This window comes from Streptomyces rectiverticillatus, from assembly GCF_013394065.1.
GTDB classification, from domain to species: domain Bacteria; phylum Actinomycetota; class Actinomycetes; order Streptomycetales; family Streptomycetaceae; genus Streptomyces; species Streptomyces rectiverticillatus.
This window is the reverse complement of sequence record NZ_CP040752.1, coordinates 4,729,269-4,750,880: the sequence shown is the minus strand read 5'-3', so window position 1 is coordinate 4,750,880 and position 21,612 is coordinate 4,729,269. Positions and strand designations below refer to the sequence as shown.

Here is a 21,612-nt window from a genome sequence, read left to right as displayed (position 1 = left end):
GTGACGATGACCGATGGTGAGCAGTACCGGATCGAGCACGACTCGATGGGTGAGGTCCGGGTCCCGGCGGGTGCCAAATGGCGGGCGCAGACCCAGCGCGCGGTGGAGAACTTCCCCATCAGCGGGCAGCGGCTGGAGCGGGCGCACATCGAGGCGCTGGCCCGGATCAAGGCCGCCGCGGCCAAGGTCAACGCCGAGCTCGGCGTGGTGGACGAGGACGTCGCGGAGGCGATCGAGGCGGCCGCCGCCGAGGTCGCCGAGGGCCGCTGGGACGAGCACTTCCCCGTGGACGTCTTCCAGACGGGCTCCGGCACGTCCTCCAACATGAACGCGAACGAGGTCGTCGCCACCCTGGCGAGCGAGCGCCTGGGCCGCCCCGTGCACCCCAACGACCATGTGAACGCGTCGCAGAGCTCCAACGACGTCTTCCCGTCCAGCATCCACATCGCGGCGACGGCCGCCGTCACCCGCGACCTGGTGCCCGCGCTCGAGCACCTCGCGGCGTCCCTGGAGCGCAAGGCCGAGGAGTTCGCCGAGGTCGTCAAGTCCGGCCGCACGCACCTGATGGACGCCACCCCGGTGACGCTCGGCCAGGAGTTCGGCGGGTACGCGGCCCAGGTCCGCTACGGCGTCGAGCGGCTGCGGGCGTCGCTGCCGCGCCTGGCCGAACTGCCCCTGGGCGGCACGGCCGTGGGCACGGGCATCAACACCCCGCCCGGCTTCTCGGCCGCCGTCATCGCCGAGGTCGCCCGCGCCACGGGGCTGCCGCTGACGGAGGCCCGCGACCACTTCGAGGCGCAGGGCGCGCGCGACGGCCTGGTGGAGACCAGCGGCCAGCTGCGCACCGTCGCCGTCGGCCTCACCAAGATCGCGAACGACCTGCGCTGGATGGGCTCGGGCCCGCGGGCCGGGCTGGCCGAGATCAGCCTGCCGGACCTGCAGCCGGGCTCCTCGATCATGCCGGGCAAGGTCAACCCGGTCATCTGCGAGGCCGTCCTGATGGTGACCGCGCAGGTCACCGGGAACGACGCGACGGTCGCGGCCGCGGGCGCCGCCGGGAACTTCGAGCTCAACGTGATGCTCCCGGTGATGGCGAAGAACGTCCTGGAGTCGGTGCGGCTGCTCGCCAACGCCTCCCGGCTGCTGGCCGACCGCACGGTCGACGGCATCACGGCCAACGTGGAACGGGCCCGCGAGTACGCCGAGTCCTCCCCGTCGGTCGTCACGCCCCTCAACCGCTACATCGGCTACGAGGAGGCGGCCAAGGTGGCCAAGAAGTCGCTCGCGGAACGCAAGACGATCCGCGAAACCGTCCTCGACGGCGGCTACGTGGAACGCGGCCTCCTCACCCTGCAACAACTCGACGAAGCCCTCGACGTCCTCCGCATGACGCGACCGTCCTGACGGGGGGGCGGCGAGCGCGCCCGGGCGTCTCCCGCCGGGGCGCGCTCGCACGTCCCCTCCGCCGCCACCGCGTCGCCCGTGAACGGGCGCCGTGCGGTACACATCACGGCGCACACATGTGCCCCGCGCCTAGGATCTCCGCATGACAGCGGACGCGGACACGGACACGGGCACGGTGGACTCCACGAACACGGCCGGCGCGCCTTCCTGGGCGCCCGGGGACCAGATCCTCTGGCGCTACCGGGGCAATGCCACGGACCGCGTCCACATCTGCCGCCCCGTCACCGTCGTGCAGGACACGGCCGACCTGCTCGCGGCCTGGGTCGCGCCGGGCACGGCCTGCGTGCGCCCGCTGCTCGCCGACGGCACCCCGGTCCACCAGGAGCCGCTCGTCACCCGCTATACCAAGCCCCGCACCACGGGCGTCTCCCCGTGGTCCGGCACGGGCGTGCTGAAGCTCGCCCGGCCCGGCGAGCCGTGGTCGGTCTGGCTGTTCTGGGACCGTGACTGGCGGTTCAAGAACTGGTACGTGAACCTCGAGGAGCCGCTGGCCCGCTGGGCGGGCGGCGTGGACTCCGAGGACCACTTCCTCGACATCGCCGTCTATCCGGACCGCAGCTGGCAGTGGAAGGACGAGGACGAGTTCGCGCAGGCGCAGCAGGCGGGCCTGATGTCCGCCGGGCAGGCCGAGCGGGTGCGGGCGGCCGGGCGGGCCGCCGTCGAGCGGATCGAGTCCTGGGCCGCGCCGTTCGCGGCCGGCTGGGAGGCCTGGCGCCCGGATCCGGCGTGGCCCGTACCCGCCCTTCCGGACGACTGGGACCGTTCCCCGGCCCGGATCCGGGCATGAGCCGTGACGAAACCCCGGAGAGAACCGGCAACCGCTTGGCGTCGGCCCTCCGGGCAATCGTAGGATCGGCCTCCGCGATACTGCACAGCAGCACGGCACGAGCAGAGCACGGCATGTGACGCTTGTTCACGGAAATACGGTCACAGAGAGGGCGGGCGCCGTGAGCGGTGACCAGGACCAGCGGGACTACGACGGCTATGCCCGTTCGGGGCTGGACCGCAGCGGTCAGGCCGAGGCATTCGACGCGATAGGCCACCGCTACGACGAGGCCTTCCCGCACAAGGAGGGCCAGCTCGGCGCGGGCGCCTGGCTCGCGGCCGCCCTGCCGCCCGGCTCCCGCATCCTCGACGTCGGCTGCGGCACCGGCCTGCCCACCGCCCTGCAGCTGGCCGACGCGGGCCACCGCGTCGTGGGCGTCGACCTCTCCGCCGGCATGCTGGAGCTGGCCCGGGAGAACGTCCCCAAGGCCGACTTCCACCTGGCGGACCTGGCGGACCTGCGGGACGGCCGGCTCGGCGCCTTCGACGGCGTCACCGCGTTCTTCTCGCTGCTGATGCTGCCCCGCACGGAGATCCCGCACGCCCTGCGGATGCTCCACGGGCTGCTGAGACCCGGGGGGTTGCTCGCCCTGTCGATGGTCGAGGCCGACGTGGACGACTACGCGATCCCGTTCCTGGGCAACACGATCCGGGTATCCGGATACCTGCGGGACGAACTGCGCCAGGTCGTGCGCGAAGCGGGTTTCGAAGTCGCCGGGGAGAACTCGCTGGCGTACGCCCCGGCGAGTACGGACGTACCACCCGAGATCCAGCTCTTCCTCAATCTGCGACGCGCCTGACCCACGGTGCACCCGCGCGAGCGGGCGCACGGCCCCGACGGATGGAACCCCACGCGTGACGGAGCACACCGACTCCCACGGAAGCCAGCGGATCGCCGCGGTGCGGCAGGCCGCCGCGCCCGCCGCTGCCTCTGCCCCGGACCCGGAACCGGGGCGCCCGCGACCGGCCCCCGGGCCGGAGGGCGCGGGCGGTCCGGACGACCGGGGCACCGCCCTGCCCGGCGCCGCGGACGGACCGGCCCCGCAGGGCGTGCCGCCCCAGCGACGCGACGACTCGCACGCGGGGACGCGCCCGGCGGCGGACGCCCCTTCCCGCGCGCGGACGCGCGGGAGCTCCCACCCGGAGCCGGAGGGCCTCCCGGCCCAGGGCACGCCGGCGGCCGCGGGCCCGGCGCCTTCGCCCGCCCCCACGGAGCCCCGGGCCGCACGGTCCCGGGCCACCGGGTCTCCGGCTGCCGGCTCCCGGCCCGCCGGGCCCGAGGCCGCACAGACCGGGACCGCCCGGTCCCGGACGGCCGCCTCCCGGACCACCGGGTCCCCGGCGGACGGGCCCCGGGCCACGAGGTCCCGGACGGCACGGTCCCGAGTGGCCGGGTCCGAGGACCCCGCCTCCCGGACCGCCGGATCCCCGGACGGCGGGGACCGCCCGTCCCCGGACGGCGGGGCCCCGGCTGCGGGCTCCGGCAGGGGCGGATCCCGTGCCCGCACCCGCGACGCGGCCTCCACCGCGCCGCCCGCAGCCACGGCCGAGCGGGATCCCGCTGCGGCCGCTGACAACGATGCCCGGAAGCCCACCGCAGGCGCCCCGCGTACGGAAGGCGCCGACCCACCCGCGGACCGCACGGGCGCCGGGACCGCCGGTCACCCGGGCCCGGCCGTGCCCGGGGACGGCACCGGCGCGCAGGCCGCTGCGCCCGCGGCGCCCGCGGACACCACCGGCCACCTGGAAGCCGGGCCCGGAAGCCATCCGGCCCCGGCCGGCCCGGAGTCCGCCGGCCCGGAGTCCACCGGCTCGCCGGCCGGCGCGAGCGGCCCGGACGCGGGCGCGGCCGGCATCCCCACCGGCGGCGAGCGCCTGCGGTTCGTGGGGGCCGCCACGCGGCGGATCGCCCGGGGCATCGACCTGGACGAGATCGTGCTCGGCCTGTGCCGGGCCACCGTGCCGACGTTCGCCGACGCGATCCTGGTCTACCTGCGCGACCCGCTGCCGGTCGGCGACGAGCGGCCCGTGGGCCCCGTCGTGCTGCGGCTGCGCCGCACCGACCAGCTGCCCGAGCACGTACGCGGCGTGGGCGAGCCGGACGCGGCGGACCCCCTGGCCGAGCGCGTCGTCGCCGAGCCCGTCCCCGACCTGGCCGGCTGCGCCTCCGAGCGCTGCGAAGTGCGCATAGGGGGGCCGCTCGCGGAGGTGCTGCGGGGTGTCAGACCGGTCTTCGGGGACTCCTCCGCCGCGCGGGCGGCCCTTCCCGAGCTGCTGGGCGACGACCGTCCGGTCCCGGACCGGCACCGGACGATCCTGGCGCCGCTGCGGGGGCGGCGCCGGGTGATCGGCGCCGCGGTGTTCATCCGCCGCCCGGACCGGGCCGCGTTCGAGAACGACGACCTGCTGGTGGCCGCGCAGCTGGCGACGCACACCGCCCTCGGCGTGGACAAGGCCGTGCTCTACGGCCGCGAGGTCTACATCGCGGACGAGCTGCAGCGCACGATGCTGCCCGACTCCCTCCCCCAGCCGACCGGCGTCCGGCTCGCCAGCCGCTACCTGCCGGCCGCCGAGACCGCCCGCGTGGGCGGCGACTGGTACGACGCGATCCCGCTGCCGGGCAACCGGGTGGCCCTGGTCGTCGGCGACGTCATGGGCCACTCCATGACCTCGGCCGCGATCATGGGCCAGCTGCGCACGACCGCGCAGACCCTGGCGGGCCTGGACCTGCCCCCGGCCGAGGTGCTGCACCACCTGGACGAGCAGGCCCAGCGCCTCGGTTCGGACCGTATGGCCACGTGCATGTACGCGGTGTACGACCCGGTCGCGCACCGCATCGTGATCGCCAACGCGGGCCACCCGCCGCCGATACTGCTGCACCGCGGCGGCCGCGCGGAGGTCCTGCGCGTCCCGCCGGGCGCGCCGATCGGCGTGGGCGGGGTCGACTTCGAGGCGGTGGAGCTGGACGCGCCCGCCGGAGCGACGCTGCTGCTGTACACGGACGGCCTGGTGGAGTCGCGGATCAGGGACGTCTGGACGGGCATAGAGCAGCTGCGCGAGCGGCTGATCGAGACCGCCCGGCTGACCGGCCCGAACCCGCCGCCGCTGGAGCCCCTGTGCGACGAGGTGCTCGGCATGCTCGGCCCGGGCGACCGGGACGACGACATCGCCCTGCTCGCCGCCCGCTTCGAGGGCATCGCGCCCAGCGACGTGGCCTACTGGTTCCTCGACCCGCGCCCGCAGACGGCCCGTCAGGCGCGCCGGCTGGCCCGCCGCGCCCTGACCCGCTGGGGCCTGGAGGAGCTCACGGACTCCGTGGAGCTGCTGGTCAGCGAGGTGATCACCAATGCCGTGCGGTACGCGGAGCGGCCGATCACGCTGCGCCTGCTGCGCACGGACGTGCTGCGCTGCGAGGTGGGAGACGACGTGCCGCAGCTGCCGCGGCTGCGCCAGGCCCGGCCCTCGGACGAGGGCGGCCGCGGGCTGTATCTGGTCAACCGGCTGGCCAGGCGGTGGGGCGCGACCCGGCTGAGCACGGGGAAGGTGGTGTGGTTCGAGCTGGCGCTGCCGGCCCGCGCCCGGTGAGCCGCGCCGGGCGGCGCCCTCTCGTACCCGCTCCGGCCGGTCTCGAACACGAAGACACCCGTACGCGGTGAAATTCTGGACAGTGTCCAGACGCCCGTTGCCGACACCGCGTCGGCGGAGTTCACTGGCGAGTTGGAGGGCGGGCACTGCCGCGCGCCCTCACCGTCCCCGTACCGGGAGGTGTCCCATGACCGACTCGGCGCAGCAGACCCCGTACACCACGGACAACGCCGGAATCCCCGTCGAGAGCGACGAACACTCGCTCACCATCGGCGACTCCGGCCCCATCCTCCTCCAGGATCACTATCTGATCGAGAAGATGGCCCAGTTCAACCGGGAGCGGGTCCCCGAGCGGGTGGTCCACGCCAAGGGCGGCGGCGCGTACGGCACCTTCCGCGTGACCGGCGACGTGAGCCGGTACACCAAGGCGGATCTCTTCCAGCCCGGTCGCAGCACGCAGATGCTGGCCCGCTTCTCCACGGTGGCGGGCGAGCAGGGCAGCCCCGACACCTGGCGCGACCCGCGCGGCTTCGCCCTGAAGTTCTACACGGACCACGGCAACTACGACCTCGTCGGCAACAACACCCCGGTCTTCTTCGTCCGTGACCCGATCAAGTTCCAGGACTTCATCCGCTCCCAGAAGCGCCGCACCGACAACGGCCTGCGCGACAACGACATGCAGTGGGACTTCTGGACCCTCTCGCCCGAGTCCGCCCACATGGTCACGTGGCTGATGGGCGACCGCGGGGTCCCGCGCACCTGGCGCCACATGAACGGCTACGGCTCGCACACCTACATGTGGGTCAACCGGGGTGGCGAGAAGTTCTGGATCAAGTACCACATCAAGACGGACCAGGGCATCGAGTTCTTCACCCAGGCGGAAGCCGACCGCATGGCGAGCGAGGACACCGACTTCCACCGGCGCGACCTCTTCGACGCCATCAAGAGCGGCGACGCCCCGTCCTGGACGATGTACGTCCAGGTCATGCCGTTCGACGACGCCCCGGGCTACCGCTTCAACCCCTTCGACCTCACCAAGGTGTGGCCCCACGGCGACTATCCGCTGATCGAGGTCGGCCGGATGACGCTCGACCGCAACCCCGACGACTTCTTCGTCCACATCGAGCAGGCCGCCTTCGAGCCGTCGAACCTGGTGCCGGGCATCGGCCCGTCGCCCGACAAGATGCTGCTGGGGCGGCTCTTCTCCTACCCGGACACCCACCGCTACCGCATCGGCCCCAACTACGCCCAGCTGCCGCCCAACCACCCCCGCTCGGGTGTCCGCTCCTACGCCAAGGACGGCCCCATGCGCTACGAGCCCAGCCGCACGGCCCGCCCCTACGCGCCCAACTCCTACGGCGGCCCGGCCGCCGACACCGGGCGCTTCGGGGACGTCGCCGGCTGGCATGCGGCGGGCGAGATGGTCCGCGAGGCGTACAAGCTCCACCGCGAGGACGACGACTGGGGCCAGGCGGGCACGATGGTCCGTCAGGTCCTCGACGACGCCGCCCGTGACCGTCTCGTCTCCAACGTCGCCGGTCACGTGAGCAACGGCGTGAGCAAGGCGGTCCGGGAGCGGGCCCTGCAGTACTGGCGCAACATCGACAAGGAGGTCGGCGACCGCATCGCCACCAAGGTCAACGGCGGCTGAGCGGTCTCCCCCAGGGGGCACGGCCGGAGCCGGGGTACCGAAAAACCCCGGCCGCTCACCCTGCACAGAGGGTGAGCGGCCGGGGCGGAGAGCTGACCGGGGGTCAGTCGCGGATCGGTTCGCGGTTTCCGTTGGGCTGGAGCCCGCCGGTGCTGCCGCTGGGCGGCGGGCTCGACGGCTTGCCGCTCGGCGAGACCGGCGGGACCGGCGGCCGCGAGGACGGCGGCTGCGAGGACGGGCCGCGGGAGGGGGTCCGCGAGGACGAGGCCGACGGCGACTGCGAGGGCCGCGAGGGCGACGGCGACGGGCTGTGCGAGGCGGGCGCCGAGGGGCTGGACGAGGCGGGCGGGCCGGGGATGACCGGAACCGTCGTGCTCATGTTCGTCTCGAGGTCGAACTCCTCGGTGTCCGAGCCCTGGAGCGCGTTGGCGGTGTAAGCGGCCCAGATGCGGGCCGGGTACGTACCACCGTTGACGCGGCCGTTGCCGCCGGTGCCCTTGAGGGTGACCTGCTTGCCGCCCTCGCCCTCGCCGAAGAGGCCGACGGCGGTGACCAGGTCGGGGGTGTAGCCGGTGAACCAGGCGGACTTGTTGTCGTCGGAGGTGCCGGTCTTGCCCGCGACCGGGCGGCCGACGCTCTGCACGGCGGAGGCCGTACCGTCGTCGACCACGCCCTTGAGGACGGTGGTGACGCCGTCGGCGGTGTTCCGCGAGATGGCGTCGCCGCCGATCGGGTTGTCGAGCGACAGCTCCTTGCCGTTCTGGGAGGCCGACTTGATGATCGAGGGCGTGACCTTCTTGCCGTGGTGGGCGAGGGTCGCGTAGACGCCGGCCATGTGCAGCGGGCTGTTGCCCATGGAGCCCAGCGACATGGCGGGCTGGGCGACGAAGTCGCGGACCTTGCCGTTCATGCCCATGTCGACGGCGGTCTTCTTGACCTCGTCGAGGCCGACGTCGATGGCCATCTGCGCGAAGACGGAGTTGACCGAATCGTTCATGGCCTTCTGCACGGGGATCATGCCGTGCGAGTAGCCGTCCTCGTTCTCCGGGGCGAAGTGCTCGCTCGTGCCGGTGACCGGGCGCTCGGTGGTGGAGTCGTAGAGGGTGCCGGCGTTGATGCGCACCTTGTCCTGGGTGGTGGACTTGTTCTCCAGCGCCGAGGCGAAGATCAGCGGCTTGAAGGTCGAGGCGACCTGGTAGTCCTCGCGGGTGGCGTTGTTCGTCCAGTGCTGGAGGGCGTCGGTGCCGCCGTAGAGGGCGACGACCTTGCCGGTCTTCGGGTCGACGGAGGCGGCGCCGACCTGGACGTTCTTGTCGACCGCGCGGGCCTTGGGGTCGAGGTCGTCGAGGAGCTTGTCCTGGACGGCCTTCTCCAGGGCCCTCTGCTTCTTGTTGTCGACGCTGAGGGTGATCGTCCAGCCGCCGGCGTCGAGGTCGCTCTCGGGACGGCCGTCCTTGGCCAGCTTCTTGCGCATCTCGGCCTTGGCGGCCTCCACCAGGTAGCCGTTCTGGCCGGTCAGGCCCTTGGCGGCCGGCGGCTTTCCGGGCTCCTTGAACTGCATCGTGGCGCGCTTGTCCTTGTCGAGCCACTTCTGCTCGACCATCTTGTCCAGGACGTAGTTCCAGCGGGCCTTGGCGTTCTCCTTGCCCGCGGGGGTGGCCACCGTCCAGTCGTACTGGCTGGGGGCCTGGAGCAGCGCGGCGAGGTAGGCGCCTTCCTCGAGGCTGAGCTTGTCGACGTCCTTGTTGTAGTACGCGCGGGAGGCGGCCTGGATGCCGTAGGCGCCGCGGCCGTAGAAGCTGGTGTTCAGGTAGCCCGCGAGGATCTCGTCCTTGGACTTCTCCTTCTGCACCTTGAGGGAGATGACCAGTTCCTTCACCTTGCGGGTGACGGTCTGGCGCTGGTCCAGGTAGTAGTTCTTGACGTACTGCTGGGTGATGGTGGAGCCGCCCTGCTTGCCGCGGCCCATCACGGTGTTGAGGACGCCCCGGGCGGTGCCGAAGACGTCGACGCCGGGATCCGTGTAGAAGTTCTTGTTCTCGGCGGCGACGACGGCGTGCTGCACGTCGATCGGGATCTTGTCCAGGGACACTTCCTGGCGGTTGACGTCACCGCTGCGCGCGATGGTCTTGCCGTCGGCGTCCTTGAAGACATTGCTCTGCAGCTTGGCCTGGCTGTTGCCCTTGGGGACGTCCACATAGAGGTAGAGCGCCACGCAGGCTCCCGCCCCGAGAGCGACGAGCACCACGAAGTAGGCGAGCAGCTTCTTCCAGGTGAAGAAGCGGCGTATGCCGGACTTCCCGGCCTTCTTGGGCTTCTTGCCCTTTGCTGTGCGGGTGCTCTTCTGCGCCCGTCGCGCTTCCGCTCGGCCCATCTCTCCCGTAGCTCCAGTCTTTCCGCCCCCAACCCAGCTCATGAAGCTAACACCGCAACTGTCACCAAACGCCCATTGATCAAGGCTTTGGGGCACGTGACATACAGCACCCCGGCTGGCGGGAACCGGGCGCGGCGCAGTGCGGGAAACCGTACAGGGCTCCGGTTCCGGATCCGATTCGGCAGCCCGAACAGCGGGCGCACGAGGGGCCGTCGGGGTCGGCGGCCACTGATGGCAGGGGCCATTGACCGGTCAGCCGTAGGCGATTTTCAGCCAGCTATACGTCATGTGTATACACACGATGTACAGTCCGGACATGTCAATCGGACACACCCTGCTCGCGCTCCTGGAGTCCGGCCCGCGCCACGGCTACGACCTCAAGCGCGCCTTCGACGCCCGCTTCGGCCACGACCGCCCGCTCCACTACGGCCAGGTCTACGCGACCATGTCGCGGCTGCTGAAGAACGGCCTGGTGGAGGTCGACGGGGTCGAGCAAGGCGACGGCCCCGAGCGCAAGCGCTACGCGATCACCGACGCCGGCGTCACGGACGTGGCGCACTGGCTCGCCCGGCCCGAGAAGCCCGAGCCCTACCTCCAGTCCGTCCTCTACACCAAGGTCGTCGTGGCCCTGCTGACCGGCCGGGACGCCGCCGACCTGCTGGACGCCCAGCGCGCCGAGCACCTGCGGCTGATGCGCGAGCTCACCCGGCGCAAGACCGGCGGCGACCTCGCCGACCAGCTGATCTGCGACCACGCCCTCTTCCATCTGGAGGCCGACCTGCGCTGGCTGGAAATGACCGCTGCCCGGCTCGACCAGCTCGCCGGGGCGGTGCGCTCATGACGCCGTCGGGCTCCCTGCTCGCCGCGACCGGACTGCGCAAGGCGTACGGGCCCACGACCGCACTGGACGGCGCGGACTTCTCCGTCCACCCGGGCGAGGTCGTCGCCGTCATGGGCCCCTCGGGCTCCGGCAAGTCGACTCTGCTGCACTGCCTGGCCGGAATCATCCGCCCGGACACGGGCACCGTCCGCTACGGCGCGCGCAAGCTTTCGGAGCTCTCCGACGCCGAGCGCAGCGCCCTGCGGCGCGGCGAGTTCGGCTTCGTGTTCCAGTTCGGGCAGCTGGTCCCGGAGCTGACGTGCGTGGAGAACGTGGCACTGCCGCTGCGGCTGGGCGGGCTCCGGCGCAAGGAGGCCGAGCAGCAGGCCATGCGGTGGATGGAGCGGCTGGAGGTCGCCGACGCGCGCGGCAAGCGGCCCGGCGAGGTCTCCGGCGGCCAGGGCCAGCGCGTCGCCGTCGCCCGGGCGCTGGTCACGACCCCGCGCGTGATCTTCGCGGACGAGCCGACCGGCGCCCTGGACTCCCTCAACGGAGAGCGCGTGATGGAACTGCTGACCGAGGCCGCCCGTGACACCCGGGCCGCCGTCGTCCTGGTCACCCACGAGGCGCGCGTCGCCGCGTACTCCGACCGCGAGGTCGTCGTGCGCGACGGACGGGCGCGCGACATGGCGGGGGCGAGGCTGTCATGACCGCACGCGACGACGAGAGCGGGCCCGAGGGCGTGCCCGAGAGCGGGGCCGCGCGCCCCGGCCACGGCCCCGCGGACCGGCCCGCCGGGCCGTCCGGCCCCGCCGCCTGGCTCCGCGACCTGCTCATGGGCGCGCGCTTCACCGTCACCGGCGGCCGCGAGGGCCTGCTGCGCGCCGCCCTCACCGCACTGGCCGTCGGCCTCGGCGTGGCCGTCCTGGCGATCGCCGCGTCCGTGCCTCAGCTGCTGGACGAACGCGACCAGCGCACCACGGCCCGCAGCGTCTTCCCGGCGGGGGCGGACATCCCGCCGGACGACCAGCCGCGCAAGGGCACGGGAACGCTCCTCTACCAGCGGGCCTCCACGGACTTCCGCGACCGGCTGGTCGACGGCGCGATCCTGCGCCCCGAGGGCCCCGGGGCGCCGGTGCCGCCCGGCGTCACCGCGCTCCCCGGCCCCGGCGAGATGGTCGTCTCCCCCGCCCTCGGCCGGCTCCTCGCCTCCGACGAGGGGAAGCTGCTGCGCGAGCGGTTCCGCCACCGGACCGTGGGCACGATCGGCGACGCGGGGCTCATCGGCCCCGACGAGCTCTTCTATTACCTGGGCAGCGACCGGATCGCGCAGGGCGGCGGCGTCGTCCGTATCGACGCCTTCGGCAGCGACCAGGACGAACCCGTGGACCCGCGCATCGTCGTCCTGGCGGCCATGGTGTGCGTCGTGCTGCTGCTCCCGGTCGCGGTCCTCATCGGCACGGCCGTCCGCTTCGGCGGCGAGGGGCGCGAGCGCCGGCTCGCGGCGCTGCGGCTCGTCGGCGCCGGCATCGCCTCCACCCGGCGGATCGCTGCCGGTGAGGCGCTGTGCGGCGCCCTGCTCGGCCTGCTGGCCGGGGCGGGGATCTTCCTCTTCGTCCGCGGCTTCGCCCCGCACGTCGTGATCCGCGAGGTCGGTGTCTTCCCCGCGGACGTCACCCCCGCCCCGGTCCTGGCCGCGCTGATCGCCGTCGCCGTACCCGCCCTGGCCGTCGCCGTGACGCTGTTCGCACTGCGCGGCGTCGCGGCCGAACCGCTGGGGGTCGTCCGCGACGCCCCGGTCCGGCGCCGGCGGCTGTGGTGGCGGCTGCTCGTCCCGGCCGCGGGCCTGGCCCTGCTGGCGCCCGGCGTGCTGGAGACGCGCGGCGCCCTGGTCTTCGGCTCCGCCTTCGCCGGCTCCGGGCAGCCGGTCCTGGCGGCCGCCGGTGCCGCGCTGCTGCTCACCGGGGTCGCCGTGATCCTGCCGTGGCTGGTCGAGGTGTGCGTGGCCCGGCTGCGGGGCGGGCCTCCGGCCTGGCAGCTGGCCACACGGCGGCTGCAGGCGGACAGCGGTCCGGCCGCGCGGGCGGTCGCCGGCATCACCGTGGCGGTGGCCGGGGCCGTCGCCGTCCAGATGATGGCCTCCGGCATGCGGGGCGACTACGAGGGGCCCCCGGGGACGGTCGCGAGCCACTCCCAGGTGCAGGCCGCCTACCGCCCGGGGACGCCGGACGAACTCCGTGCGTACACCGAGGCGTTCCGGGCCACGCCGGGCGTCCGCGACGCCGTGGCCTTCGTGGAGCAGTACGCCACCAGCGGCTCGGGCCCGGAGCGGGGCGTCACCACGGTGCACGTAGCCGACTGCACCACCCTGAGCCGCATGGCGAAGCTGGACTCCTGCCGCGACGGAGACGTGTTCGTGGCGCAGGAGAAGGACGGCGACGTCGACACGGCCCGGCGGTTCCCGCCCGGCACCGTACTGGAGATGGACGGTTTCGAGGAGGCGAGGGCCAAGGGCACGCCGGTCTACCGGTGGACGGTGCCGCGTACCGCGCGCGTCGTGGAGACCCGGACCGCGCCCGCCGGATCGGACACGTTCGGCATCCTGGCCACGCCGTCGGCCATCGACGCCCGGGCGATCCCGGACGCCCGCACCACCGTGCTGGCGCGGGTCGACCCCGGCGACCGCGACGACGCCGTCGAACGGTTCCGCAACACCGCCGCCGCCATCGACCCCGGCATGCGGGTGTGGCGCATGGGCGGCGTCGTGAAGGAGGACCACTTCGCGGCCGTCGAGGCGGGACTGACGACCGGTGGGGCCGGTGTCCTCGTCCTCGTCGGGCTGAGTCTCCTCGTCGCCACGGTGGAGCAGCTGCGCGGGCGGAGGCGGGCCCTGTCCGTGCTCGTCGCCTGCGGGACGAACCGCTCGACGCTCGCCTGGTCGGTGCTGTGGCAGACGGCGGTCCCCGTCGCCGTGGGCCTGGTGCTGGCGACGGCGGGCGGCCTCGGGCTGGGGCGGCTGATGCTGGCGCTGGTCGACGAGCGGGTACGGGACTGGTTCGTCTTCGTCCCGCTGGTCGGCGCCGGCGCAGCCGTCATCGCCGCGGTGACGCTGCTGGCGCTGCCCACCCTGTGGCGCCTGACACGGCCGGAGAGCATGCGGACGGAGTGACGGGCGCGGGCGCCCGGGGGCCCGGGCGGATGGCCGGACGTACGGGGCGGCCATCCGCCCCCGGTCACCCGTTGACGATCCGTACGGGCAGCTTCCGCATCGCGGTCCGCAGGGATGCCGCGAACTGCTCGAACTCCCCCTGCCGCGCCGCCCCGGTGCGCATCGCCAGGGCGATCCTGCGCGAGGGAACCGGGTCGGCGAAGTGCCCGGTGGCGAGCTGTTCGTTGCGCTCGGTCTCGACGCGCAGGGCCGTGCGCGGCAGCAGGGTGACGCCCATGCCGCCGCCGACCAGCTGGACGAGCGTGGACAGGCCGGCCGCGCTGGTGGTCACCGCGGCGCCGGTCGTCCGGCCGGCCTCGCGGCAGATGTCCAGTGCCTGGTCGCGCAGGCAGTGGCCCTCGTCGAGGAGGAGCAGCTCCAGCTCGCGCAGGGCCTCCCGCGGGATGTCGCCGCGCTCGGCCAGCCAGTGGTCGCGCGGGGTGACCAGGACGAAGTCCTCGTCGAAGAGGGGGATTTCGCTGACGCCGGGCGCGCCGAGCGGCACGGCGAGCAGCAGCAGGTCCAGCCGGCCCTGGGTGAGGCCGTCGAGCAGCGAGGACGTCTGCTCCTCGTGGACCTGCAGGTCGAGGTCGGGGTAGGCGTCGTGGACCAGGCGCAGGACCGTGGGCAGGAGGTAGGGCGCGACGGTCGGGATCACCCCGAGGCGCAGGACGCCGGTGAAGGGCGCGCGGGCCGCGTCGGCCTCCTCCATCAGGGCGGCGACGGCGTCGAGGACCGTGCGGGCCCGGGCGGCGAGCCGCTCCCCCGCGGGACTGAGCAGCACCTTTCTCGTCGTACGCTCGAGGAGCTGGACGTCGAGGATGTCCTCCAGCGCGGAGACGGCGCCCGAGAGCGCGGGCTGGCTCATTCCGAGGGCGGTGGCGGCGTCACGGAAGTGCAGGTGCTCCGCGACGGCGACGAAGGCCCGCAGCTGGGCGAGGCTGGGCTGGCGGGGGCGCGCCCCCGGGGCTATGGACGACACGGCCGGCACGGCCGGCGTCTGTGGTGCGTGCGGTGCAGACGACATGACTGATAAGCACCTCCGATCAACATCTCCCAGTCTAGCTATTTCCGTTATCAATGGCTCCTGTGGCAGGGTTGCTCATGTCCAACCCCGAGGGAAACTCCTGTCACGGGAGCTTCCCGCTCGCTGCAAGGAGAGCGCGTGCTCACTGTCGGTGACAAGTTCCCTGAGTTCGACCTGACCGCTTGTGTGGACCTCGACGCGGACAAGGCTTTCGCGCAGATCGACAACAAGACCCACGAGGGCAAGTGGAAGGTCGTCTTCTTCTGGCCCAAGGACTTCACCTTCGTCTGCCCGACCGAGATCGCCGCGTTCGGCCAGCTGAACGACGAGTTCGCCGACCGTGACGCCCAGATCCTCGGCGTCTCCGGCGACTCCGAGTTCGTCCACCACGCCTGGCGCAAGGACCACAAGGACCTCCGCGACCTGCCCTTCCCGATGCTGGCCGACGCCAAGCACGAGCTGATGCAGGCCTGCGGCGTCGAGGGCGAGGACGGCTACGCCCAGCGCGCCGTCTTCATCGTGGACCCGAACAACGAGATCCAGTTCGTCATGGTGACCGCCGGCTCCGTCGGCCGTAACCCCAAGGAGGTCCTGCGGGTCCTCGACGCCCTGCAGACGGACGAGCTGTGCCCCTGCAACTGGTCCAAGGGCGAGGAGACCCTCGACGCGGTCAAGCTCCTCGCGGGCGAGTGAGCTGATCTCCCATGGCGCTCGATGAGCTGAAGTCCGCCATACCGGACTACGCCAAGGACCTGAAGCTGAACCTCGGCTCGGTCATCGGCAACTCCGTCCTCCCGCAGCAGCAGCTGTGGGGCACCGTCCTCTCCTGCGCGATCGCGACCCGCTCGCCGATCGTGCTGCGCGAGCTGGAGCCGGAGGCCAAGGCGAACCTGTCGCCGGAGGCGTACACGGCCGCCAAGGCCGCCGCCGCCGTCATGGCGATGAACAACGTCTACTACCGCACCCGGCACCTGCTGTCGGACCCGGAGTACGGCAACCTGCGTGCGGGCCTGCGGATGAACGTCATCGGCAACCCGGGCGTGGAGAAGGTCGACTTCGAGCTGTGGTCGCTGGCCGTCTCGGCCATCAACGGCTGCGGCCTGTGCCTCGACTCGCACGAGCAGGTCCTCCGCAAGGCGGACGTCTCGCGCGAGACGATCCAGGAAGCGTTCAAGATCGCCGCGGTCCTCCAGGCCGTCGGCGCCACCCTGGACGCCGAGAAGGTCCTGGCGGACAACGCCTGATCTGCTCTCCTCCTCACATACGTGTGGGCCCCGGCCGTTACGGCCGGGGCCCACACGTATGTGCTCAGCCGGGTGGTCCCGAGGGAGCCCCGCCCGGGCGGGGGCCGTCCGGAACGGGCCCGCCGGGAACAGGTTCCTCCGGTGGCGCCGCGGCCAGGGCCTTGTCCTTGGCGTAGGCGCGCAGATAGCCGACGACCGTATTGGTCACCGCGGCCAGCGGAACCGCGACCACCGCGCCGCCGATGCCGGCGACCAGGGAGCCCGCGGCCACCGACAGGACCACCGCGAGCGGGTGGACGCGCACGGCGCGGCCGAGGATGAACGGCTGCAGCACGTGACCCTCGATCTGCTGCACCGCGAGCACCACGGTCAGCACCATCAGGGCCGTGAAGACGTCCTTCGTCACCAGCGCCACGACCACCGCGAGCGCGCCGGAGACCACGGCACCGACCAGCGGGATGAAGGCGAACAGGAAGATGAAGACGGCCAGCGGCACCGCCAGCGGCACCTTGAGGAAGAACAGCCCTATGCCGATGAAGATCGCATCGATCAGGGCCACTATCACCGTGCCCCGCACATAGGCGGTCAGCGTCGCCCACGCGCGCGGGCCCGCGCCCGCCACGCCCTCGCGCGCCGCCGCCGGGAACAGCTTCAGCAGCCACTCCCAGATCCGCGGCCCGTCGTAGAGCAGGAAGAGCGTGCTGAACATCGCCAGCAGGATGCCGGTCAGCACCTCCAGGATCACCTGGACGCCCTCGATGCCGGCGGTGGTGATGTCCTTGGTGTTGGCGCCGATGGCCGTGCTGAGGTTGTCGGCGATGTTGTTGATCTGGTTCTCGGTGACGTGGAACGGGCTGGTGAGCAGCCAGTGCTTCAGGTCCTTGATGCCCTGCTGCACCTGTCCTGACAGGTCGTCGAGGTTGTCCGTCACCTGCCACACCACGAACCAGCCGACCAGGCCCATGACGACGAAGCCGGAGATGAAGGTCATGGCCGTGGCGAGCCCCCGCGGCACGCCACGGCGCTTGAGCCAGGCGACGGTGGGCTGCAGCAGCGCGGTGATCAGCAGGCCGGCGACGAAGGACAGCACCACCAGGCGGACCGAGCTGATCACGCGCATCAGCACCCAGAGGGTGCCCGCCAGGATCAGCAGCCGCCAGCCGACCTCGGCCGCGACCCGCACCCCCCAGGGCACGGCGTCCACGGGGTCGGGGCGCGCGGCGACCGCGGGCGCGTACCCGGGGGGTGGCGGTACGTGCTCGGGCACGGGGTCGCCTGCGGCGGGCGCGGGGTCGCCCGCGGGGCCCGGGCCCGCGGAGTCACCGGCGGCGCCGGAATCCATCGGCAAGGAGGCGCGTGCGGGGTCGGCGGCACGGCCGGACTCGGGCGCGCCGACGGCACCGGTGGTGTCGGCGGCCGGTGCCGCGCCCTCCACCTCGGCCGTGCGCTCCTCGAGTCGCCGGGCGAGACGGGTCAGACCCGCTCCCACGCCGCCAACCCATCGTGGCAATCTGGACATTTCTCTTCCTCTACCCCCACTCCCCCGTGGCCAGGGTGAACGTTACCCCCGACGAGTGACGCGGGAAGACAGCCAAGCCCCCGGCCTGGTGAGGGCCGGGGGCTTGCGAGGGCGGGGAAGTGACCGGCGCTAGGCGCGGCCGGTGCGCCCTAGTACCACTGGTTGGCCTGCCAGAACGACCAGGCACCGCAGGGGCTGCCGTAGCGCTCGTTCATATAGCCGAGGCCCCACTTGATCTGGGTGGCGGGGTTGGTCCGCCAGTCGGCGCCGGCGGAGGACATCTTGGAGCCGGGAAGCGACTGCACCAGGCCGTAGGCACCGGAGGAGGGGTTCTCCGCCGTGTAGTCCCAGGTGCTCTCGTTGTTCACGATGTTGCTGAAGCACTGGAACTGGTCGCCGGGGACCATGGAGCGGGCCATCGCCTTGACCTCGGCGACGGAGTAGGAGCTCTTGGCGGGGAAGGCCGAGGCGTCGCGCGTCGCGGAGCGACTGCTGACCTCTTCCTTCTCCTCCTTCTCGCGCTCCTTGGCCTTCTCCTCGGCCTCCTTCTTCTTGGCGGCCTCGTCCGCGGCTTCCTTCTTCGCGGTGGCGTCCTCGGCGGCCTGCTTGCGCGCGGCCTCCTCGGCGTCCTTCTTGGCCGCGCTCTCGGCCGCCTCGGACTGCGTGTCCGCCTGCTGGGTCAGGGAAGCGGCCTGTGCCCGGACGTTCTGTCCTGCGGGGATGTCCGCGAGGAGCGTCGTGTCCGCTGCGGTCGCCTCGACCCGGTCGTTCGTACCCTGGTCATGGCCTGCAGCGACACCCACGACGGCGCCGACGGTGGTGACCGCGGTGGCGGATGCCACGGCGAATCCCCGGACCGAAATCCGGCTCACACGTTTTCCTTCCAGCATCGCCCGCATGGGTGACCTCGCGAGCGCGATCGTGCCCCTGGCGCTGGCCTCCGTAATCGGTCACAGAAGGCACGGGCCCGTGGGGCCTCCCGCGAGGGAGGTCCGCGTGACGCTCGGGCGGCATACGGCGACGCTGTTCAGTTCTGGATCTGCTCTGCACCGCCCCGAGGAGGGGACGAAGTGCCGTATGCGGGGCCTGACAGGACCCAGACTCTGCCCGACCTGGTTGCCCGGAGGCAATTCCGGGTTACGTGGGAAAGGTCACACCTCGTTTATGCCTGGGCTTTTCCGGAAAGCCCGACGCGCAACAGCGGCGCGCGGCTAAGCTCCTTGGCTTTGCCGCGCGCCGCCGGGCAACGGCCTTCCGGGAAGGGCCTTCGGGCAACGGCCTTCGGGGAAGGGCCGGATGGGCAAGCCGTCTCCTCTCCGTAGCGGACGAGCCCTATCCGGCGAGCCGCATCAGATCCGGCCTTCCTCCAGCATTTCGGTCACCAGCGCCGCAATCGGCGAACGCTCCGAACGCGTGAGCGTGACGTGTGAGAAAAGCGGATGCCCCTTCAGCTTCTCGACCACGGCGACCACGCCGTCATACCGCCCCACACGGAGGTTGTCGCGCTGGGCCACGTCGTGCGTGAGCACGACGCGCGAATTGGCGCCGATACGGGAGAGGACGGTCAGCAGCACGTTCCGCTCCAGCGACTGCGCCTCGTCCACGATCACGAAGGCGTCGTGCAGCGACCGGCCGCGGATGTGGGTGAGCGGCAGCACCTCCAGCATGCCGCGCTCGGTGACCTCCTCGATCACCTCGGAACTCGTCACCGCCGAGAGGGTGTCGAAGACGGCCTGGGCCCAGGGGCTCATCTTCTCCGCCTCGCTGCCCGGCAGATACCCCAACTCCTGCCCGCCGACCGCGTACAGCGGCCGGAAGACCATCACCTTGCGGTGCTGCCGCCGCTCCAGGACGGCCTCCAGCCCCGCGCACAGCGCCAGCGCGGACTTGCCCGTGCCGGCCCGGCCGCCCATCGACACGATCCCGATCTCGGGGTCGAGCAGCAGGTCGAGCGCGACGCGCTGCTCGGCGCTGCGGCCGTGGATGCCGAACGCCTCGCGGTCGCCGCGCACCAGCCGCACCGAGCCGTCGGCCCCGACCCGGCCGAGCGCCTTGCCGCGCTCGGACTGCAGCACCAGACCGGTGTGCACGGGCAGTTCCGCGGCCTCCGGGATGTGGACGACCTCGGCGGCGAAGAGCTCGTCCACGTGCTCGGCGGTGACGGTGAGCTCCGCCATCCCGGTCCACCCGGAGTCGGTGATCGCGAGCTCCGCCCGGTACTCCTCGGCGAGCAGGCCGACCGCCGACGCCTTGATCCGCAGCGGCAGGTCCTTGGAGACGACCGTGACGTCGTACCCCTCGGCCTGGAGGTTGCGGGCGACCGCGAGGATGCGCGAGTCGTTGTCGCCGAGGCGGAAACCGGCGGGCAGTATGCCCGTATCCGAGTGGTTGAGCTCGACCCTGAGCGTCCCGCCCAGATCACCGATCGGAATCGGGGAATCCAGTCGGCCGAATTGCACCCGGTACGCGTCCAGCAGACGCAGCGCCTGCCGCGCGAAGTAACCGAGCTCGGGGTGGTGCCTCTTGGCCTCCAACTCCGTGACCACCACCACGGGCAGCACGACCTCGTGCTCCTCGAAGCGGGACATGGCGCCTGGGTCGGCCAGCAGGACGCTGGTGTCGAGGACGTAGGTGCGCCGGTCGTTCTCACGGCGCTTCTTGCTGGTCACCACGGGTGGACGAACCCCCTCGGGGAGGTCGGGGCGCGACGGCGTCGCCGGGGAATGGGCCGGGATCGGAGCCCTTCGAGGGCCCGGCTGCGGCCCTCCGCGGGCGGCCGCGCGACCTGACAGGGCCGCTCGGTCCGCACGGTCGTCGTCCGTGTGCAAAGGGCCTCCCGGGCGGGCGGCCCCATGCCGCCCGCTGGCAGAGCGACGGTCTTAGGACAGACCGTCGGCCTGCAGGGGATATTCCCGCTGGACCGCTTGACCATGCAACGGCATATGCGGTGGCGTGGTGAGCCACCGGTCCGTCAGGAGCCGTACCTGCGGTGGCGCGCCGCGCAGCGCCCTGTGGGGGATAACCCCCACACCCCCAGCCGGATCCCTTCCCGCCGCAAACGCCTCAGGAACCGTACCGGCGGTGGCGCGCCGCGTAATCCCGCAATGCGCGCAGGAAGTCGACCTTCCGGAAAGCCGGCCAGAAGACTTCGCAGAAGTAATACTCCGAGTGCGCGCTCTGCCAGAGCATGAAGCCGGAGAGCCGCTGTTCACCGCTGGTGCGGATGATGAGGTCCGGATCGGGCTGGCCGCGCGTATAGAGGTGCTTGGTGATGTGCTCGACGTCGACCGTCTCGGCCAGTTCCTCGAAGGACGTGCCGTTCTCCGCAGCTTCGAGGACCAGCGAGCGCACCGCGTCCGCGATCTCCTGCCGGCCGCCGTAGCCGACGGCCACGTTGACCAGTATTCCGCTGGTCCCGAGCGTGTCCTGCTCGGCCTCCTTGAGCACCGACTGCGTCCGGGCGGGCAGCAGGTCCATCGTGCCGACGTGGTGCACGCGCCAGCGGCCGTCCGCGGCGAGGCCGCGCACCGTGTTCTCGATGATGCCGAGCAGCGGGTTGAGCTCCACGGCCGGGCGGTCGAGATTGTCGGTGGAGAGCATCCAGAGGGTGACGACCTCGACGTCCGTCTCGGCGCACCAGCCGAGCAGCTCGGAGATCTTGTCCGCGCCCGCCTGGTGGCCCTGCTCGGTCGTGCGGCCGTCGGCCCGCGCCCAGCGGCGGTTGCCGTCGAGGATGACGCCGATGTGCTTGGGCACCTGCGCATGGTCGAGGCGGCCTTCCACCCGGCGTGCGTAGAGCCTGTACACCAGGTCGCGCAACTTCACGTTTCCAGCCCCTCCAAGCCACGGCGGTCGCCCCGAGGGCGCCACATTACTGCCCGCGTGTCACGGGAAC

General features: G+C 72.3%; 16 protein-coding genes. 10 read left to right on the top strand and 6 right to left on the bottom strand.

Annotated features, from left to right (window positions below; translation table 11 throughout):
* Positions 1–6: 6 nt before the first annotated feature.
* The 5 genes from FGW37_RS20835 (at position 7) to FGW37_RS20815 (ending at position 7,525) form a co-directional block, all read left to right on the top strand.
* Positions 7–1,404 carry a class II fumarate hydratase gene (locus FGW37_RS20835; protein WP_179082438.1) on the top strand — a complete coding sequence of 466 codons (1,398 nt, stop codon included), beginning with the start codon at positions 7–9 and terminating at the stop codon, positions 1,402–1,404.
* Between the two features lie 142 nt (positions 1,405–1,546).
* Positions 1,547–2,251 (top strand): cytidylyl-2-hydroxypropylphosphonate hydrolase, encoded by a 705-nt coding sequence (gene fomD, locus FGW37_RS20830; protein WP_179082437.1) that lies wholly within the window; start codon positions 1,547–1,549, stop codon positions 2,249–2,251.
* A 160-nt stretch (positions 2,252–2,411) separates the two neighbouring features.
* Positions 2,412–3,089 carry a class I SAM-dependent DNA methyltransferase gene (locus FGW37_RS20825; RefSeq protein ID WP_179082436.1) on the top strand — a complete coding sequence of 226 codons (678 nt, stop codon included), beginning with the start codon at positions 2,412–2,414 and terminating at the stop codon, positions 3,087–3,089.
* A gap of 586 nt (positions 3,090–3,675) precedes the next feature.
* Positions 3,676–5,874 (top strand): SpoIIE family protein phosphatase, encoded by a 2,199-nt coding sequence (locus FGW37_RS20820; RefSeq protein ID WP_425506656.1) that lies wholly within the window; start codon positions 3,676–3,678, stop codon positions 5,872–5,874.
* Positions 5,875–6,061: 187 nt separating this feature from the next.
* A complete protein-coding gene (locus FGW37_RS20815; protein WP_179082435.1) occupies positions 6,062–7,525 on the top strand; it encodes a catalase in 1,464 nt (487 codons plus the stop codon).
* Between the two features lie 103 nt (positions 7,526–7,628).
* Here FGW37_RS20815 and FGW37_RS20810 read toward each other — a convergent pair whose 3' ends face one another.
* On the bottom strand, positions 7,629–9,899 hold the full coding sequence (locus FGW37_RS20810; protein ID WP_179082434.1) for a transglycosylase domain-containing protein: 2,271 nt from the start codon (positions 9,897–9,899) through the stop codon (positions 7,629–7,631).
* A 316-nt stretch (positions 9,900–10,215) separates the two neighbouring features.
* Between FGW37_RS20810 and FGW37_RS20805 the strand changes: the two genes are divergently transcribed.
* From FGW37_RS20805 to FGW37_RS20795, 3 genes are read left to right on the top strand one after another with little or no spacing between them, the layout of a single operon-like run.
* Positions 10,216–10,740 carry a PadR family transcriptional regulator gene (locus tag FGW37_RS20805; RefSeq protein WP_179082433.1) on the top strand — a complete coding sequence of 175 codons (525 nt, stop codon included), beginning with the start codon at positions 10,216–10,218 and terminating at the stop codon, positions 10,738–10,740.
* Positions 10,737–11,429, top strand: a complete 693-nt coding sequence (locus FGW37_RS20800; protein WP_179082432.1) for an ABC transporter ATP-binding protein — start codon at positions 10,737–10,739, stop codon at positions 11,427–11,429. The genes FGW37_RS20805 and FGW37_RS20800 overlap by 4 nt, the downstream gene beginning before the upstream one ends.
* Positions 11,426–13,888, top strand: a complete 2,463-nt coding sequence (locus FGW37_RS20795) for an FtsX-like permease family protein (protein WP_246430478.1) — start codon at positions 11,426–11,428, stop codon at positions 13,886–13,888. The genes FGW37_RS20800 and FGW37_RS20795 overlap by 4 nt, the downstream gene beginning before the upstream one ends.
* Positions 13,889–13,952: 64 nt before the next feature.
* Here FGW37_RS20795 and FGW37_RS20790 read toward each other — a convergent pair whose 3' ends face one another.
* A complete protein-coding gene (locus tag FGW37_RS20790) occupies positions 13,953–14,954 on the bottom strand; it encodes a LysR substrate-binding domain-containing protein (protein WP_179082431.1) in 1,002 nt (333 codons plus the stop codon).
* 138 nt (positions 14,955–15,092) lie between these two features.
* On the opposite strand from FGW37_RS20790, the gene FGW37_RS20785 reads away from it, so the two are divergent.
* Complete coding sequence (locus tag FGW37_RS20785) at positions 15,093–15,647, top strand: peroxiredoxin (RefSeq protein ID WP_030367520.1); 555 nt, start codon at positions 15,093–15,095, stop codon at positions 15,645–15,647.
* Between the two features lie 11 nt (positions 15,648–15,658).
* Positions 15,659–16,198, top strand: a complete 540-nt coding sequence (locus FGW37_RS20780) for an alkyl hydroperoxide reductase (protein ID WP_179082430.1) — start codon at positions 15,659–15,661, stop codon at positions 16,196–16,198.
* 64 nt (positions 16,199–16,262) lie between these two features.
* On the opposite strand, the gene FGW37_RS20775 is transcribed toward FGW37_RS20780, so the two are convergent.
* From FGW37_RS20775 to FGW37_RS20760, 4 genes are all read right to left on the bottom strand, one after another.
* Positions 16,263–17,717 carry an AI-2E family transporter gene (locus FGW37_RS20775; protein WP_179082429.1) on the bottom strand — a complete coding sequence of 485 codons (1,455 nt, stop codon included), beginning with the start codon at positions 17,715–17,717 and terminating at the stop codon, positions 16,263–16,265.
* A 149-nt stretch (positions 17,718–17,866) separates the two neighbouring features.
* Positions 17,867–18,589 (bottom strand): aggregation-promoting factor C-terminal-like domain-containing protein, encoded by a 723-nt coding sequence (locus FGW37_RS20770; protein WP_425506562.1) that lies wholly within the window; start codon positions 18,587–18,589, stop codon positions 17,867–17,869.
* A 477-nt stretch (positions 18,590–19,066) separates the two neighbouring features.
* Positions 19,067–20,389 (bottom strand): RNA 5'-3' helicase PhoH2, encoded by a 1,323-nt coding sequence (phoH2, locus tag FGW37_RS20765; protein ID WP_179082427.1) that lies wholly within the window; start codon positions 20,387–20,389, stop codon positions 19,067–19,069.
* A 391-nt stretch (positions 20,390–20,780) separates the two neighbouring features.
* Positions 20,781–21,542: an isoprenyl transferase gene (locus FGW37_RS20760; protein WP_058046023.1), complete on the bottom strand. Its 762-nt coding sequence runs from the start codon at positions 21,540–21,542 to the stop codon at positions 20,781–20,783.
* Positions 21,543–21,612 lie beyond the last annotated feature (70 nt).

Coding starts and splice junctions, on each gene's coding strand:
- FGW37_RS20800 (WP_179082432.1), top strand. CDS start 10,737: ATGACGCCGTCGGGCTCCCTGCTCGCCGCGACCGGACTGCGCAAGGCG.
- FGW37_RS20790 (WP_179082431.1), bottom strand. CDS start 14,954: ATGTCGTCTGCACCGCACGCACCACAGACGCCGGCCGTGCCGGCCGTG.
- FGW37_RS20780 (WP_179082430.1), top strand. CDS start 15,659: ATGGCGCTCGATGAGCTGAAGTCCGCCATACCGGACTACGCCAAGGAC.
- FGW37_RS20805 (WP_179082433.1), top strand. CDS start 10,216: ATGTCAATCGGACACACCCTGCTCGCGCTCCTGGAGTCCGGCCCGCGC.
- fomD (WP_179082437.1), top strand. CDS start 1,547: ATGACAGCGGACGCGGACACGGACACGGGCACGGTGGACTCCACGAAC.
- FGW37_RS20835 (WP_179082438.1), top strand. CDS start 7: ATGACCGATGGTGAGCAGTACCGGATCGAGCACGACTCGATGGGTGAG.
- FGW37_RS20810 (WP_179082434.1), bottom strand. CDS start 9,899: ATGGGCCGAGCGGAAGCGCGACGGGCGCAGAAGAGCACCCGCACAGCA.
- FGW37_RS20775 (WP_179082429.1), bottom strand. CDS start 17,717: ATGTCCAGATTGCCACGATGGGTTGGCGGCGTGGGAGCGGGTCTGACC.
- FGW37_RS20795 (WP_246430478.1), top strand. CDS start 11,426: ATGACCGCACGCGACGACGAGAGCGGGCCCGAGGGCGTGCCCGAGAGC.
- FGW37_RS20815 (WP_179082435.1), top strand. CDS start 6,062: ATGACCGACTCGGCGCAGCAGACCCCGTACACCACGGACAACGCCGGA.